Origin of the sequence: Streptomyces sp. NPDC006283, assembly GCF_040613325.1 — a bacterium.
GTDB lineage: Bacteria > Actinomycetota > Actinomycetes > Streptomycetales > Streptomycetaceae > Streptomyces.
In genome coordinates this window covers 66,533-80,502 of record NZ_JBEXRZ010000002.1, presented here as the reverse complement: position 1 = coordinate 80,502, position 13,970 = coordinate 66,533, and the positions used below count along the sequence as shown (strand labels likewise).

Annotated in this window: 17 protein-coding genes and 3 pseudogenes; 8 read left to right on the top strand and 12 right to left on the bottom strand. The window is 69.5% G+C overall.

Annotated features, from left to right (window positions below; translation table 11 throughout):
- The first annotated feature begins 111 nt into the window (after window positions 1-111).
- Window positions 112-840, top strand: a complete 729-nt coding sequence (locus ABZ070_RS00975) for a type 1 glutamine amidotransferase (RefSeq protein ID WP_356628565.1) — start codon at window positions 112-114, stop codon at window positions 838-840.
- Here the strand turns inward: ABZ070_RS00975 and ABZ070_RS00970 are convergent.
- Window positions 800-2,053 carry a benzoate/H(+) symporter BenE family transporter gene (locus ABZ070_RS00970; RefSeq protein WP_356628478.1) on the bottom strand — a complete coding sequence of 418 codons (1,254 nt, stop codon included), beginning with the start codon at window positions 2,051-2,053 and terminating at the stop codon, window positions 800-802. The genes ABZ070_RS00975 and ABZ070_RS00970 overlap by 41 nt on opposite strands.
- Window positions 2,054-2,192: 139 nt before the next feature.
- Here ABZ070_RS00970 and ABZ070_RS00965 point away from each other — a divergent pair, with 139 nt between their 5' ends.
- A complete protein-coding gene (locus ABZ070_RS00965; RefSeq protein WP_356628476.1) occupies window positions 2,193-2,762 on the top strand; it encodes an XRE family transcriptional regulator in 570 nt (189 codons plus the stop codon).
- 241 nt (window positions 2,763-3,003) lie between these two features.
- On the opposite strand, the gene ABZ070_RS00960 is transcribed toward ABZ070_RS00965, so the two are convergent.
- The 3 genes from ABZ070_RS00960 to ABZ070_RS00950 form a co-directional block, all read right to left on the bottom strand.
- Window positions 3,004-5,076 (bottom strand): SpoIIE family protein phosphatase, encoded by a 2,073-nt coding sequence (locus ABZ070_RS00960; RefSeq protein ID WP_356628474.1) that lies wholly within the window; start codon window positions 5,074-5,076, stop codon window positions 3,004-3,006.
- Between the two features lie 773 nt (window positions 5,077-5,849).
- Complete coding sequence (locus ABZ070_RS00955) at window positions 5,850-5,981, bottom strand: hypothetical protein (RefSeq protein ID WP_356628472.1); 132 nt, start codon at window positions 5,979-5,981, stop codon at window positions 5,850-5,852.
- Window positions 5,982-6,316: 335 nt separating this feature from the next.
- Entirely contained in the window at window positions 6,317-6,715 is a 399-nt protein-coding gene (locus ABZ070_RS00950) for a hypothetical protein (RefSeq protein WP_356628470.1), read from the bottom strand.
- Window positions 6,716-7,241: 526 nt separating this feature from the next.
- On the opposite strand from ABZ070_RS00950, the gene ABZ070_RS00945 reads away from it, so the two are divergent.
- Together ABZ070_RS00945 and ABZ070_RS00940 are read left to right on the top strand one after the other, a co-directional pair.
- A complete protein-coding gene (locus tag ABZ070_RS00945) occupies window positions 7,242-7,454 on the top strand; it encodes a hypothetical protein (protein WP_356628468.1) in 213 nt (70 codons plus the stop codon).
- Between the two features lie 239 nt (window positions 7,455-7,693).
- A pseudogene (locus ABZ070_RS00940) lies at window positions 7,694-7,786 on the top strand (site-specific integrase); the annotation flags it as partial.
- Between the two features lie 68 nt (window positions 7,787-7,854).
- On the opposite strand, the gene ABZ070_RS00935 reads toward ABZ070_RS00940, so the two are convergent.
- From ABZ070_RS00935 to ABZ070_RS00910, 6 genes and pseudogenes are all read right to left on the bottom strand, one after another.
- Window positions 7,855-8,283, bottom strand: a complete 429-nt coding sequence (locus ABZ070_RS00935) for a VOC family protein (RefSeq protein ID WP_356628466.1) — start codon at window positions 8,281-8,283, stop codon at window positions 7,855-7,857.
- Between the two features lie 171 nt (window positions 8,284-8,454).
- Window positions 8,455-8,907: a hypothetical protein gene (locus ABZ070_RS00930; protein ID WP_356628464.1), complete on the bottom strand. Its 453-nt coding sequence runs from the start codon at window positions 8,905-8,907 to the stop codon at window positions 8,455-8,457.
- 179 nt (window positions 8,908-9,086) lie between these two features.
- Window positions 9,087-9,185, bottom strand: a pseudogene (locus ABZ070_RS00925) (IS5/IS1182 family transposase); the annotation flags it as partial.
- Between the two features lie 18 nt (window positions 9,186-9,203).
- On the bottom strand, window positions 9,204-9,863 hold the full coding sequence (locus ABZ070_RS00920) for a DUF4097 family beta strand repeat-containing protein (protein ID WP_356628462.1): 660 nt from the start codon (window positions 9,861-9,863) through the stop codon (window positions 9,204-9,206).
- An 82-nt stretch (window positions 9,864-9,945) separates the two neighbouring features.
- Window positions 9,946-10,218 (bottom strand): hypothetical protein, encoded by a 273-nt coding sequence (locus tag ABZ070_RS00915; RefSeq protein ID WP_356628460.1) that lies wholly within the window; start codon window positions 10,216-10,218, stop codon window positions 9,946-9,948.
- Entirely contained in the window at window positions 10,215-10,700 is a 486-nt protein-coding gene (locus ABZ070_RS00910) for an ArsR family transcriptional regulator (protein ID WP_356628563.1), read from the bottom strand. The genes ABZ070_RS00915 and ABZ070_RS00910 overlap by 4 nt, the downstream gene beginning before the upstream one ends.
- A gap of 4 nt (window positions 10,701-10,704) precedes the next feature.
- On the opposite strand from ABZ070_RS00910, the pseudogene ABZ070_RS00905 reads away from it, so the two are divergent.
- Window positions 10,705-10,797: pseudogene (locus ABZ070_RS00905) on the top strand (IS5/IS1182 family transposase); the annotation flags it as partial.
- A 376-nt stretch (window positions 10,798-11,173) separates the two neighbouring features.
- Window positions 11,174-12,082 carry an allantoinase PuuE gene (gene puuE, locus ABZ070_RS00900; protein ID WP_356628561.1) on the top strand — a complete coding sequence of 303 codons (909 nt, stop codon included), beginning with the start codon at window positions 11,174-11,176 and terminating at the stop codon, window positions 12,080-12,082.
- 141 nt (window positions 12,083-12,223) lie between these two features.
- On the opposite strand, the gene ABZ070_RS00895 is transcribed toward puuE, so the two are convergent.
- Both ABZ070_RS00895 and ABZ070_RS00890 read right to left on the bottom strand, forming a co-directional pair.
- Window positions 12,224-12,394, bottom strand: a complete 171-nt coding sequence (locus ABZ070_RS00895; RefSeq protein ID WP_356628458.1) for a hypothetical protein — start codon at window positions 12,392-12,394, stop codon at window positions 12,224-12,226.
- Window positions 12,387-12,626: a hypothetical protein gene (locus tag ABZ070_RS00890; protein WP_356628456.1), complete on the bottom strand. Its 240-nt coding sequence runs from the start codon at window positions 12,624-12,626 to the stop codon at window positions 12,387-12,389. The genes ABZ070_RS00895 and ABZ070_RS00890 overlap by 8 nt, the downstream gene beginning before the upstream one ends.
- 201 nt (window positions 12,627-12,827) lie before the next feature.
- On the opposite strand from ABZ070_RS00890, the gene ABZ070_RS00885 reads away from it, so the two are divergent.
- Together ABZ070_RS00885 and ABZ070_RS00880 are read left to right on the top strand one after the other, a co-directional pair.
- Window positions 12,828-12,959 carry a hypothetical protein gene (locus ABZ070_RS00885; RefSeq protein ID WP_356628454.1) on the top strand — a complete coding sequence of 44 codons (132 nt, stop codon included), beginning with the start codon at window positions 12,828-12,830 and terminating at the stop codon, window positions 12,957-12,959.
- Window positions 12,959-13,621: a hypothetical protein gene (locus ABZ070_RS00880; RefSeq protein ID WP_356628452.1), complete on the top strand. Its 663-nt coding sequence runs from the start codon at window positions 12,959-12,961 to the stop codon at window positions 13,619-13,621. The genes ABZ070_RS00885 and ABZ070_RS00880 overlap by 1 nt, the downstream gene beginning before the upstream one ends.
- Window positions 13,622-13,970: the final 349 nt, after the last annotated feature.

Genomic DNA, 13,970 nt, shown 5'->3' with positions numbered 1-13,970 from the left:
CGGCACGCGCTTCGTGGCCCACCCTGGCCGAACCGTCACCTGCCCGCTCGGCGAGGAACACTGGCACGATCAACGCAGCGAACGCAGATGCCGAGCAGGGGAGCTGAGGCGATGACGCCCTCGCACGCACCGGGCCCGCCCACCGCCATGGTCGTACAGAACACCAGGAGCGGCGGTCCCGGCCGGGTCGGGACCTGGCTGCGCGAGGCGGGAATCGGCCTCGAAGTGCTGCGTCCCTACGAGGGCGAGGCCCTGCCCCAGGCGCTCGACGGCAGGCCGCTCCTCGTGCTCGGCGGCGGCTACCTGCCGGACGACGACGAGCGCGCGCCCTGGCTCCCGGCCACTCGCCGTCTCGTCGGGCAGGCGCTGGGCGACGGCACGCCCGTCCTCGGCATCTGCCTCGGTGGCCAGTTGCTCGCACAGGTCGCAGGCGGCAGCGTACGGGCACGTCACGGACAGCCCGAGTTCGGCAGCACACAGATCCGGCTGCGCCCCGAAGCCGCCGACGATCCGCTGCTGCACGGGCTCGGCGCGACGGTTCCCGCGATCGAGCGGCACGTCGACGCGATCACCGAACTCCCGCCGGGCGCCTCCTGGTTGGCGTCCAGCGCGGCCTGCCCCCATCAGGCGTTCCGGGTCGGGGCACGGGCCTGGGGTGTGCAGTTCCACCCGGAGGCGGAGGCCGAGCGGATCGCCGGTTGGGACCGGGAGCGGCTGGCCAGGCAGGGCTTCGACAGGGACCGGCTGCACGCCGAGGCCGTGGCCGACGAAGCCGCGGCGGTCTCGGCGTGGTCGGTGTTCACGCGGAGGTTCGCTCAGGTGTGCGCGAGGCTGCCGTGACCTGATGCGGGGCGGGCGCGGATGCGGCGGCTCGGCGCCGCCGTCCCACCGACGCGATGACGCTGGTGAGCACGCCCGCGAGCAGCCCCCAGAACGCTGACCCGATGCCGAGCAGCGTCACACCGGAGGCCGTGGCGAGGAAGGTGACGACGGCCGCCTCCCTGGACGCGGGCTCCGACAGGGCACTGGCCAGGGACGCCTCGATCGTGGCGAGCAGGCCGACCCCGGCGACGGCCAGGACGAGCGCGTGAGGCATCGCGGTGAGCAGCGACGCGACGGTCGCGCCGAGCAGGCCGACGCACAGGTAGAAGACGCCCGCCCACACGGCCGCGAGGTAGCGCCGCTGCCGGTCGGGGTGGGCCCCGTCGCCGGTGCAGATCGCGGCGGTCATCGCCGCCAGGTTGATGCCGAACGCCCCGAACGGCGCGAGCACCGCCTGCACGGCACCCGTCCACGTCAGGATGGGCGAGACGGGCACCTCGTAGCCGGACCCGCGCAGCACCGCGACCCCGGGCAGATTCTGCGAGGCCATGGTGACGACGAACAGCGGCACGCCGACGCTGATCAGCACCTTCCAGTCGAACTCGGGAGCCGTGAACACCGGCTGCGCGAGCGACAGTCGGACCCGTTCCAGATGCCAGCCCCCGGTGAGGACGGAGGCGACGACTCCGCCGCCGAGCGCGATGAGGACCGCGTAGCGGGGCAGCAGCCGACGCGCGAGGAGATACAGCACGAACACCGGAAACGCGATCGCGAAACTGCCGCCCATCTGGGAGAAGAGCCCCGTCCCGAACTCGAGCAGCACACCGCCGAGCAGCGCCGACACAAGGGGCACCGGGATCCGGCCCATGATCCGCGCGAACCATCCCGTCAGACCGCTCACCAGGATCAGTACGGCGCTGAACACGAAGGCGCCCACGGCTTTCTCCATGGACACCCCGCTCAGGCTCGTGGCGAGGAGCGCGGCTCCCGGTGTCGACCAGGAGGTGACGACCGGGGCCTTGTACCGCAGGGACAGGCCCGCGCAGGTCACGGCGATTCCGACGCCGAGTGCCAGCATCCATGAAGAGACCTCCCGCGCGTCCGCCCCCGCGGCCCGCGCCGCGGTGAACACGAGGGCGGCGGCACTGGTCACGCCGACGGTGACCGCGATGAGCCCGGCCGCTACGGCCGAGGGCGGTGCGGTGGCGCGTATGCGGGCGAGCGGGGACATGCGGGCATCACTTCCGGAGGGGCGGGAGAGCGGGTTCCAAGCGTTCCGTAAACAGATCGTTCTGTTTGTGGAACACTAAGGACGCAGGTGGCGGCACGTCAAAGCGCCGGTGGGCGCAGAAACGGACGGAACCGGGCGGATGGGTCTGAACGACGAAGTGGGGCGCAGGCTGAAACGGCTGCGGCAGGACGACGGCCTGTCCCTGTCGGAGCTGTCGCGCCGCTCGGGCGTCGGCAAGGGCACGCTCTCGGAACTCGAGACGGGCCGGCGCAACCCCACCCTGGAAACGCTCTACGCCCTGACCACCGCGCTCGGCCGCCCGCTCAGTGCCGTTCTCGACGAGCCGGCGCCCGGCATCGCGGCGGGCACGGGCGGAGTCTCCGGCAGCGCCGTCACCGCGGTCCTCCTGGAGCGGTACGAGGACGAGGGCGCGGCCACCGACGTCTTCCGCGTCACCATCGCCGAGGGAGCGACCCAGGAGTCGGCCGCGCATGTCCCGCTGACCACGGAGAGCCTGATGGTGCTCTCCGGAACGGCGGTCATCGGCCTGCCGGACGCGCCACAGACGGCCGGACCCGGCGGCCACGCCCACTGGCCGGCCGACGTCCCGCACTTCTACAGTGCACCGGACGGCGAGGTCCAGGGCGTCCTCTTCGTCCGGTACCCGAGGGGCACGTCTTCGAAGGATGCTCCATCGGAAAGGGCCTGAGGTCCTGACAAAGGCGTTGGACGTGGCGGTGGGTGATCAGGCAGACGGCCAGGCCGAGGAAGACACCTCACGTTGCTATGCCGTCGCATTCCCCGGGGTGAGCCGCCGAACGCCGCGCGGCCGCGGGGCCATTCCGCCCTCTCGGCCCGGAGACCGGTGATTTTGCGCCCCACAGGCCGAAAGCCTCCACCGCAGCCACAGGCTCGGGCGGACCGCGGCGTCTGTCGGGCCAGCGTGCTCATCAATCGCTTGCCTGCTGGAGGCAGAGAAGGAGCAGGGCGATGTCGTCGCCGGGGGCGGGGGCGTGTCGGATGAGGGTGTCGGCCATGGCGTCGAGGTCGGTGGGATCGGTGTGTTCGAGGAGTCCGGCGAGGGCGGCGGTGGCGTCGTCGGGGTCGACTCCGGGGGCTTCGACGAGCCCGTCGGTGTAGAGGGCGAGCACGCAGCCGGGTGGCAGCGCGAATTCGAGCGTCGGGTAGCGGGCGTCCGGGTCGATGCCGAGCAGGAGGCCGGGTGACACGTGCAGGACTTCGATGCGTCCGTCCGCGTGGCGTAGCAGTGGTGGGGGGTGGCCGGCGGTGGCGAGGCAGGCGCGCCTGCGGGCGAGGTCGAGGTGGGTATAGACGCAGCTGGTGAACAGGCCCGGGTCGAGGTCGATGAGGAGGCGGTTGGTGGCGGCCAGGACGTGGTTGGGTGGTGCGCCCGCGGTGGCGTAGGCGTGGACGGCGGTGCGGACCTGTCCCATGAGGGCGGCGGCGTCCACGTTGTGGCCTTGCACGTCGCCGATGGTCGCGGCTGCGGTGTGCTCGCTGAGGCGGATGAGGTCATAGAAGTCGCCACCGATACCCAGGCCGCGGGCGGCCGGCAGATAGCGGGCAGCCACCTGCAGGCCCGGGATGCGGGGCAGCGTGTGAGGGAGCAGAGCGGCCTGCAGACGGTGGGCGACCTCGTACTGGGTGTCGTAGAGACGGGCTCGGTCGAGGGCCTGGCCGACCAGGCCGGCCAGTGAGGTGAGCACGGCGCGTTCGCCCGGCGGGAAGGTGTGGGGCCGGTTGTAGGCGAGGAGAAGAGAGCCGATGGGCCGGCCAGAGGCGATCAGCGGCAGAAACGCCCAAGCCGCCATCCCGTCCTCGTGCACGGTGGTCGGGTAGGCCCGCTGGAGCTCGGCAAAGCTCGCGAAGAAGCTCGGGGTACCGGTGGTGAGCACCGTGACGGCGGGAATGTCCAGGCTCAGCGGGATCCCGTCGAAGCTCTCCATAAGGGCGGCGCTGTACCCCTGGTGGCCGAGGATCTTCAGGCGGCCGTCCTCAGCGGTCATCATCACCATGCCCTGCGCCCCAAGAGCAGGCAGGAGCTGGTCGGCGGTCTGCTCGACCACGTCCTTGACGCCGGCAGCCTCGGTGAGCGTGGCCGCCAGATGCATCAGGTGGTACAGCACGGTGGCGCGGCTGGGACCCGCGGCCGGTACGGACGGCGATACAGGAGCGTCCTTGGGAGGGTTGCTGCCCCTGATGCGGACACTGATACCGGAGGAATCCGGGTACAGCTCGAAGGACAGCCACACATCCGGCGGGCGCAGGACCGTGAAGGCCTGGGCTTGGCGACTGACCAGGGCGGCCCGGTAGCGGTCCTCGACCTGGGGAACGTCCATCCACGGCAGCGCCTCCCAGGGCAGAGCACCCACCAGGTCGGCCGGATCGGCACCGACGAGGTCGGCCGCGGCGGGCGTGATGAAGGTGATGCGTCCGTTCAGGTCCAGCGCGCACGCCCCTCCGGGCAGGCGGTCGAGGAACGCCGCGACCGCCGTCGCCTCGGCGGGGGAGACAGTGCGCCCGGCGGGCGGGGGCAGGGTCCGTGGCCGATCGGAGGGCAGCAGCGGCTCGCCGCGGTCCGCCGCCTGTTGCAGGAGACTGCCCAGGCGACGGCAGCCCGTCTCGATGGCGTCACGCTCGTCGGGGCTCAGCTGCGGTGAATGGCTCCCGGGCCACAGCAGCACCAGCCCGCCGTGGACCGTGGTACTGGAAGCGACCGGAGCGGCCGACAGCGCGAAGTCGTACGGCAGCACGAGCGCCGCCCGCGGGTATCGGCGCGCCATCTCCTCCTGACCACCGATCCACAGCAGACGCCGCTCGCGTACGGCGTCCGCCACCGGCACCGGATCCGTCAGCGCGACCCGCCTCCACGAAGCGGCGATCTCATGCGGAGCTCCCGCCACCATCGCCAGCCACAAGGCGTTCCCCCTTGGCGGCAGCACATACAGCAGCCCCCCGAACGCGCCGCTCTCCCGCATCACAGCGGCCATTGCGGTGTCCATCAATGGCGCGCCACCAACGCCCGCACGGGCAACGAGGCGGAGCCGGTTCCGCACCGTTCGGTGTCGGCGGGCGGCCGCCGACGACCCCGCGGCCGCCCGAAGCGAGCCCGGGCCGCCTCACCGCTGATAGCAAAGCGAGCCCCGATCTGCGCCCAGCTCGCCCCGGCCTGCCGATCCGCCAGCACCGCCGAACGCACCAGCTGCCCCGCCAGCTTCGGAACCTCGGCCACCGCAGCACAATGACAACCAGTCTCCGGCGCTGCCGAGGGAAACCCATTCATCTCTGCAGTGGTCGGCTCCAACTGAACCAGTAGCCCCTTGCCGTCCAGCATCATCTCCTGCCGCGCCACGGCCGCGGCCTGCAACCGCCGCCGCGCCCGCCAGGCCGCCTGCCGATGCGCCGGACCGCAGTATCGGCGGCGGTGTCTCACAGACTCCGGCAGGGCCGCACCGCACCAGCCACACCAAACATCACTCATATGCGGACAATACGCCCACCTTGCGATGACGGCGTCCGACCTGGAGCAGCACGGCCGCGTACCGCCGGGCACAGAGACCGATCCCGACCAGCGGGGGGGAGTTCCCGGCCGGCACGCGGGAGCCGTCCGTCCACCACCCGCCGGACGCTCGAGGGTGCGGCACGCGTCGAAAGATCGGTACCCGTACCCCGGCCCTGAAATCCCGCCTCACCGGCGCCTTGAGATCCAGCTTCCTTGAGGTGGGTTCCGGCAGGTCAGGCGCCTTTGGTAACAACAGACCGCGTGAAGGAGAGTTCAGCAGACCCGGGACCGGTGGCAGTAGTGCCAGAGGGGGTCGTGCGACTCGAGCTCGAACGGCTCGCGCAGGTACACGGCGCCGTTCCAGCTCTGCCGGTAGGGAGGCAGGCCGTGCTCGCCGGCGTCCACGGTCGCCGCTCCGCCGGGCAGCGGGCCGCCCTCGAGGTGTTGACCAACGCGCCCGTGCGGCGGCAGGTCACCGCCGCAGGAGCGTGAGGGTGCCGAGCGCCTATTGAGCGGGCTGGTGGTCGATGACGTCGTCCTCGCAGGGGCCGTCGGTGAAGGTCTTGAGCGCATCGAGTTCGTCCCTCCCTGGTGGACAACTTCGATGCTCAGTTCCGGGTGCCGAGCGACGACACCCGGGAAAGCGAGTGGGCAGCCTCGGGCCGCCTTGGAGTCAGCCGGTGTCGATGAAGTCGGCTTCATGCCGGCGGTCACCAGGGAGCCGACGATCAGGTCGGATGTCAGCCTCCCGCCGAAGGGGGTGTCGAGGGTCGTCCATTACCTGGAACCCTGACGAGCTCCAGAGTCACCGGTCCGTCCACGTCCGGGTGCAGAAACACCTTCTCGGGGCTTGCGGTCCAGAGCTGGATGTCGCCCAGGACCCGGCGGCCTCCGATCTTGTCGGGCTCCAGGTACACGAAATTCGAGGGGGTGGAATCCCAGGTGCCGCCGAAGTCGACGCGGGTGGCACTTCCGCGGTGATAGGCGTCGCTCTTCGCGATACCCACGGCGGAGAACCGTCCGCCCGGGTGCAGGCGGATCTCCGCGCCGGTCTCGTCGTCGCGGTACACCCCCGGCAGGCGGTCCGGATCGACGTTGACCGCGCCCGGCCCTGCACACCCCGAAGCGAGCACTGCCACGGCCGCGAGGAGCACGGTGACGAACCCGCTTCTGACCCCGCCCCTCGTCCTCACGGTTCCGGCCCCCATGTCCACACGCCCCTCCCCCGTAGTCGGACGGCAGGTCTGCCGCCCAACCCATATTTGAACATGCTCAAAAACCGGAGTGCTCCTCGGGGCCTCGCCAGGACTTCCGGCCCACACGAGAGTGAAGGGCAGGGGATGCGATGACCACCGGCCCCTGCTCCCTCGGGAGCAGGGGCCGTCCACGCGAGCTCCACCCTGCCAACCAACCCGGAATGCACACCGACAGGTCCGATGCTCAACCGACATCTCCAGCACTCAGTCACAGACGCGCGTCGGGTTTCGGTGCGTCCGGCATGCGCCGCAAATCGAACACATGTTTTGCTGCGGGCATGGCGCGATCGACGTTCCCCGATGACTTGATGCACCTCCAGTGATCCGCATCTGGGCACAGGCCGACCCAGTACCGGGTGGGCGGAGCTACGCCACCAGGTGCGCGTCGAGAACCGGGAGGCGGGGCGTCATGGATGACTTCACCGACCGGCAGGTGCGCATCCTGCGCTGGATGCGCACCGATGTGGCCATGCACGGCGAGGCGCCGTCGCTTAGGGAGATCGCCGCGGGCGTCGGCCTGTCGTCGCCCTCCAGCGTGCTGTACCAGCTGCAGCGGCTGGAGGCTTTGGGCGCGGTCGAGCGCCGCGGCCGGGCCCGTCGCCGGGCCTGGCTGACGTGCTGACCGTGAAGTTCGAGCAGGAGAAGGTTCCCCATGGTTGAGACGGAGTTCCCCGGACGACCTGCGTGCCGCACAGGTCCGCCTGCATCAGGCGACGGCTGAGCCGGCCGCGCTGTGCCGGACCCTGCCGTGGAGCGTGGAGCCGATGGCCGACTGGCCGGGCACCGAGCACCCGCACACCGGTGCGGTCAGCGGCGGCCGCGCGGACAGCCCCGGATGGACCGAAGAGCAGAAGCAGAAGGGCCGAATCCCGGCAGAAGAAGCCGGAGAACGTCCACCGCTGCTTCAAGCCTTCGCCGGAGGCGATCACGGATCTGACCAGCGTCCTCGCCCCGGCGATCGGCGGCGCTGATGGTCAGGGCTGCGTCGTGGCGGCTGCGCACCTCGCTGACTGGGAGAACGCTCAGTCGAGACAGAATTCGTTGCCCTCGATGTCCTGCATGACGATGCAGGAATCGTGGCCGTCATACAGAAGTCGCTCGCGTACCGCGCCGAGCGGTATCAGGCGTGCGCACTCGGCTTCGAGCGTTGCCAAGCGCTCTTCGCCCACGAGCCCCGTGCCGACCCGCACGCAAAGATGCACCCGATTCTTGACGACCTTGCCTTCAGGAACGCGCTGGAAGAACAGTCGCGGGCCCACCCCTGAGGGATCACTGCAGGCGAACCATGAACCCCGGTCCTCAGGAGACCGGGACCGGTCGAATTCGTCCCACGTCGCGAACCCCGCCGGTGGCGGCGGTACGACGTACCCCAACACCTCGCACCAAAAGCGAGCGAGACGCTCAGGTTCCGCGCAGTCGAAGGTGACCTGGAACTGCTTGATCGATGCCATCGGCGCACCATAACAGGGGGACTCTGTTGCTCATCTCTCAGCAGGAGCCCGCGTGTTGGCGAGGATGGGTCCTCGCGGGCCGCTGCTGCATCGTGCGGGCGGGTGGTACCACTGCGATCCTGTCTGGAACTTCCAGGCGATCGCATCGATACGAAACGGCCCATCCGTCCGTCAGTCCCACAGCTTGAACGTCACCTCGGGCGGGAGGTGCTCGGGCCTGCTGCCGGTGAAGCTGAGGTGGAGCTGTCCGTACCGCTGTTGATCGGGGTTCTTTGCCCACGCCTCCGGGTGCTCGAACCTGACGTTCACGGGGTACGAGTGGAACGTGCCCGCGGCGCAGTAGGGCTTGCAGTCGTTGACCACGTTCAGCCCGGTGGCCACGGCGGAGGTCGGCCCCCACGAAGACCACTTGAGTTCGGTCAGCCCGCTGTTGCCGTCCCCGCAGGCGATCAGGAACTCGCTCGGACGCACCTGAGCCTTCATGAAGCAGTCCACGACCACGACCTGGTCACCGGGCTGTGCCGCGACCGAGGGCACGGCCGAGGCGGTTGCCGGTACAAGGCCTACTGCGAGTGTCGTCGCGGCGAAGATCAGGGCCGCGGTCCTCAGTTTTCGTCTCTGCATGTCTGATCCCAGCCGTCTCTCCCCGAGCCACCTGGCCACCGCCCTGCACGCCCGATCGCCCAGCGCGTTCGCCCCACACCTCGCAGCGCGTCACGACCGGGTCCCGATCACCGTTCGAACGGCTGCTCCCCGTATCGACGCTACGACCGCTCCGGGGGACCCACCACTTAGACCGTGTCCTACATGGTGAGGTTGCGGTAGCACATGAGGGTGCAGGCGATGCTGGTGAAGGCGAGGAAACACTCGGCATTGCGCTCGTAGCGTCGGTGGAGGAGGCGGAGGATGCCATGCGGTCGTCAGTTGGCGGTGACGACGGTGACGTTTCCGCCACCCGTGTACGCCTTCACCTTGTGCGAGGAGGACGGATCGCTGGCGATGCCCACCTCACGGTCGCCGCCGTCGCTCCTGGCATCCACCGCGTAGACGCCTTCGGGTAGCCGCACCGTGATGTTGCCGCCCTCCGACTCCGCCTCGACCTGGTCGGGCGCCGCGGTGAAGGAGGCGTCGAGGCTGCCGCCGCCTGTGTGTGCGGAGACCTTCTTCGTAGCTGACTCTGCGATCCGGACGTTGCCACCGCCCGTCTCCACCGACAAAATGACGCCGCGCGGGACCGCCACGGTGTAGTTGACACTGCACTCGCTGGTGTCACTCTCCGTGCAGCCAAGAGCGTTCAGCGAGAGCTCGCCGTTGCGCACGGAGTGTTCGGTGCGCGGCTTCTCGTCCGTGTACTCGAACCTCTCGGTGACGCTGACGCCGGAGCTGTTCGCGGCAACCACTTCGACGTTCCCGCCGTCGGTCTTGATGCGCAGAGACTTCACCTTCTCGTTGACCTGGTACTGCGACTCTTCCACTGTGGTCTGGCTGTTACACGCCGTGAGTGCGGCGCCGGCGAGGGCGACGGACACGGTGATCACGAGAAGACGTCCGGTCGTGTTCCTGGCACACGTCGAGTACATGGTTCTTCCTCAGGTTGGGTTGGGAAGGCAAGAGCACGGATGGTGACAGGAACGCTTCCTGCACTCCGGTGCTCGGCCGCGGCTACTCGACGTCCTTGAGGGTGCGCTCCATCGACTCGACCCGTGATCGCATGTCGGCAAGCTGTGTCGAGATCTCCAACAGCCTCTGGTCCGTCAGTTCCTGTGTTGTCAGGGCCAGTTCGGTGAGCCGGTGGTATTCCTGCTCGCGGGCGAGGACGGCCTCGGCGCGCTGTGTCTTGCCACGCTGGCGCAGGGCCACGATGATCACGGGCGTGAGCAGCAGCAGACCGCCCAGCGTGAGAATGATGCCGTCCAAACCGTAGATGTGGTTCAACGTTCCCCCTTGGCCTGGCCGGCCTCTTCGTCGGTGGCGATGGTGATCGTCTCGGCGAGCGCGATGACGCTGCCTGGAGTCAGGTTCAAGGCGAAGGGCACGACTTCGTAATACTTCATCGCCTTGCCGTCCTCCGAGACCTCCAGCGTGGAGGAGACCAGACCGGCGCTCTCCAGCTTGCGCAGGTGCACCTGAAGCAGGGCCCGGCTGATACGGAGGTCGCGAGCCAGTCGGCTCACGTAATTGCGCTCCCTGGCCACGGCCGCAACGACACGCAGCCGGTGCGGATTGGACAGCGCCGCAAGCACCTTCGTCAACTCGTCTCCGGTGAGATCAGAGAGGTTCATACGGACTCCCTTCTCCTGCCAAGAAAAGTTAGCAGGTGCCAGAAACGCGTTCAACCAGATGGCTTGATCGGTGTGCAGGCGTGACGGAAAACCACACGTGACCGAGGTGAGGGTGCGTCGTTCGGACCGGCCGATCGTCATGGCTCGGCTCGCCGGCTACCGCCGCCTCCACCGACGCTACGAGGACAAGGCCAAGCGCTTCCTCGTCTTCACCAGCATCGCCTGCACCCTGCCCTATGCGGTGAGGCGGGCGAGTCGCTTGTGGCGGCAGAGGGCGGCGGCAAGGTCGAGGAAGACCGGTCCATGGCTCTGCCAGGGCCGCTTGCCTCTTGTGCCGTCATGCGACCGCGCTCAGCGAAAGACGGCGAAAGGCGGAATCGATGGCCGAGGCGTCGTCCGCACACCGGTCGGGCCGGCGGCGGCCAGGAGGGCGCCCCGGTTGGAGCATGGAGCAGACGAAACCACCGGTACAGCCCCGAGGCGGCCGGCGTACGGCTGACAGTCCTCGCGCCTGGACGTGACCTGAGGAGCAGGAGCGTAGGTCCTCAGAGGTGACAGCCGGCTCCGCCTGACTGATGCGGCGACCGATCGGAGATAGTGTGCGGCCCGTGTCCGAGCATCAGCGGGACCTCGTCGGATACGGCGCCCAACCGCCGCATGCCGCCTGGCCCGGCGGCGCCAGCGTCGCTGTCAGCCTTGTCCTCAACTATGAGGAGGGCGGCGAGCGGAACGTCCTCGACGGTGACCCCGCGTCCGAAGGCTTCCTCCACGAACTCGTCGGCGCGCCGCCCGTGGTGGGCGAACGTGAACTGAACGTCGAGTCGATGTTCGCATACGGTTCGCGCGCCGGCTTTTGGCGTATCCATCGCACGCTCGCGGCACACGGCTTGCCCCTCACCGTCTACGCCGTTGGGCAGGCGCTCGAACGCAATCCGCAAGCGGCGCGAGCGATGGGAGCCGCCGGCTGGGAAGTGGCAAGCCACGGCTGGCGCTGGATCGACTACCGCCACGTGCCCGAGGACACGGAACGCGATGACATCACGCGCTCGATCGCGACGATCGAGCGGCTCGTCGGGCGCCGGCCCGTGGGCTGGTACACCGGCCGGACCAGCCCCCGCACACGGCGCCTCGTCGTCGAGGAGGGCGGCTTCCTCTACGACTCCGACGACTACTCCGACGACCTGCCGTTCTACGTCGAGGCGGCGGGGCGGCCGCACCTCGTGGTGCCGTACAGCCTCGACGTGAACGACTTCAAGTTCCTGATCGTCCACGGCTTCACCACCGCCGACGACATGCTCACCTATCTTGTCGACACGTTTGACACACTCCATGCCGAAGGCGCCGACCGCGCGCGCATGATGAGCGTGGGCATGCACTGCAGGATCATCGGTAGGCCCGGCCGCATCCGCGCACTCGAGGGTTTCCTGCAACATGTCGCGCAACGCGGCGGTGCATGGGTCGCCACACGGGAACAGATCGCACGTCACTGGCTCATCACCCACCCACCACAGCTCTGAACCCCGAGGCGCGCCTGCCCTGCTCCTCATCCAACTCCGCCTCGGCCCTGGCCCTGTACACCGCCACGTGCTCTGGTGGCCTCGGCCGGCGTATCGGAACGCCGAGGAGGCACCATGACGGTGCGGCACAACGCGGCCGGCTCAGCCGTCGCCTGAGGCGCCCAAAGCCTCCAGCCGGCACAGCATGCTGGAGGGCGACGACAGACCGACGCCGGCACCGATCTCCCGCAGCAACGGCGCCTCGCCAGGCACGGCCACGTAGGACCGCATCCAGCGCAGGATGCGCACCTGCCGGTCGGAGAGGTCATCCATGCCCGCCCGCCTCCCGATCCTCGACGCGCGCCTGGTGGCGCAGCTCCGCCCACCCGGTGCTCGGCCGGTTCGTGCCCAGATGCGGGTCGGTGAAGATCCGCGCCGACAGCCGCAGCAGACGCCGGCGCAGCTCCGCCGTGCCGTACGGGCGCGGGGCGGCGAGCGCCCGGTATACGCGGTCCCACTCGCGCTGGACCTGCATCAAGTCATCGGGAAACGTCGATCGCGCCATGCCCGCAGTAAAACACGTGTTCGATTTATTGTGCACGCCGGACACGTGGGGGCACCAGGCAACCCGCTGTCACTGAGCCCTGCTACCTGGCCTTGAGGCGTTCCTGTTGGCCCCGATTGGCGCTGGAGATGCCCGCAGCGCAGCGGGCAGGAGGGGCTCCCGCTGAAGCGGTGCCTGAGCCCGTCGCTGGGCTCCAGCACCATGACCAGCGATCCCGGCTTCACCTGCTCGTGCAGTAAGGCCCACCACCCTGAGCTGCCGATGAACCACACGGCTCGCGTGCGGGAGATGGCGACGGCCGTGTTCCACTCCCGCGGCAGCGAGCAGCGGTGATGACCGGCGTATCCGTATCGCCGATCCCGGTCGCGCCTGCCGGCCTGAGCCGCAGGGCGCAGAGGTTCGTTGAGGTGGACGGCATCCGTGTTCCCCGACAGGGCATCCGGGACCACCGCGACGCGTGGACCGGGCGCGGGATCCCCACTGCGGAGATCGACCGGGCCGCGGTCTTCCAGGACCGTTGGGGCGGTCTCGCCCTGCCGCCGGCCCCGTTCTACGAGGGCGGCCCGCGCATCCTGGACGCCGACTGCCCTGAGGGCTCGGCCGTGGAGGGCTGGTGGTTCTCTGCCGGGAACTGCCGGGTGTCCATGGCTTACGGCTTCATGATCGGCCCCGAGGGCGCGTTCGGGATCAGTGCTCACCGCTGGACACCTCTGCATGCCAGCACAGACGGATGGGTGGAATCCTTGGCGCCGGCCGCCCATGCGGGACGCTGGGCCAAGACCGTCACGAAGATCACCGGCAAGGCTGTCGAGTCCCTGGACCTCGGCAGTTACGAGCCGGTACCTGAAGTGCAGGGCCTGACCGACACCTGGTGGCGGGGCGAGGACTCGCTGATCGCCCTCTACCGCGGGGAAGCCGTCGGCCTCGACGCCCCTCAGTGCCTCGAAGCCCACGTCTACAGCGGCCTCGACGAGTGGGGCCTCCACGGCGCCTGATCGCATCGAACGCAGCAACGACGTCCGCCAGACCCTGGCCCAGGCCCAGCCGGGAGCCGCGCGACAGGCCCTGCGGGAGCTGATGCCCCCCGCCGGCTCGCAGACCAGCCCGGCACCCCTGCTCGCCGACCGCATCCCCGGTTCCGGGCTGCACCTGATCCCCGAAGCCCGGCACGCCAACGCGCGCCCTCGACCTCTCGGAGCCGGCTCAGCACCGAGAACGCTTCCTGCGACTGCTCGACCGCTTCTGGTCGCTCGAGGATCGACTCGGCTGCACGGCACCCGTCCGCTCGGGGGAACAGCCTTCCCTCCGCCGCTCCCACATGGCGCCACCGTCCCCCTTGCCCCA

Coding starts and splice junctions, on each gene's coding strand:
- ABZ070_RS00975 (WP_356628565.1), top strand. CDS start 112: ATGACGCCCTCGCACGCACCGGGCCCGCCCACCGCCATGGTCGTACAG.
- ABZ070_RS00970 (WP_356628478.1), bottom strand. CDS start 2,053: ATGTCCCCGCTCGCCCGCATACGCGCCACCGCACCGCCCTCGGCCGTA.
- ABZ070_RS00965 (WP_356628476.1), top strand. CDS start 2,193: ATGGGTCTGAACGACGAAGTGGGGCGCAGGCTGAAACGGCTGCGGCAG.
- ABZ070_RS00960 (WP_356628474.1), bottom strand. CDS start 5,076: ATGGACACCGCAATGGCCGCTGTGATGCGGGAGAGCGGCGCGTTCGGG.
- ABZ070_RS00945 (WP_356628468.1), top strand. CDS start 7,242: ATGGATGACTTCACCGACCGGCAGGTGCGCATCCTGCGCTGGATGCGC.
- ABZ070_RS00935 (WP_356628466.1), bottom strand. CDS start 8,283: ATGGCATCGATCAAGCAGTTCCAGGTCACCTTCGACTGCGCGGAACCT.
- ABZ070_RS00930 (WP_356628464.1), bottom strand. CDS start 8,907: ATGCAGAGACGAAAACTGAGGACCGCGGCCCTGATCTTCGCCGCGACG.
- ABZ070_RS00920 (WP_356628462.1), bottom strand. CDS start 9,863: ATGTACTCGACGTGTGCCAGGAACACGACCGGACGTCTTCTCGTGATC.
- ABZ070_RS00895 (WP_356628458.1), bottom strand. CDS start 12,394: ATGGATGACCTCTCCGACCGGCAGGTGCGCATCCTGCGCTGGATGCGG.
- ABZ070_RS00890 (WP_356628456.1), bottom strand. CDS start 12,626: ATGGCGCGATCGACGTTTCCCGATGACTTGATGCAGGTCCAGCGCGAG.
- ABZ070_RS00885 (WP_356628454.1), top strand. CDS start 12,828: ATGACCAGCGATCCCGGCTTCACCTGCTCGTGCAGTAAGGCCCACCAC.
- ABZ070_RS00880 (WP_356628452.1), top strand. CDS start 12,959: ATGACCGGCGTATCCGTATCGCCGATCCCGGTCGCGCCTGCCGGCCTG.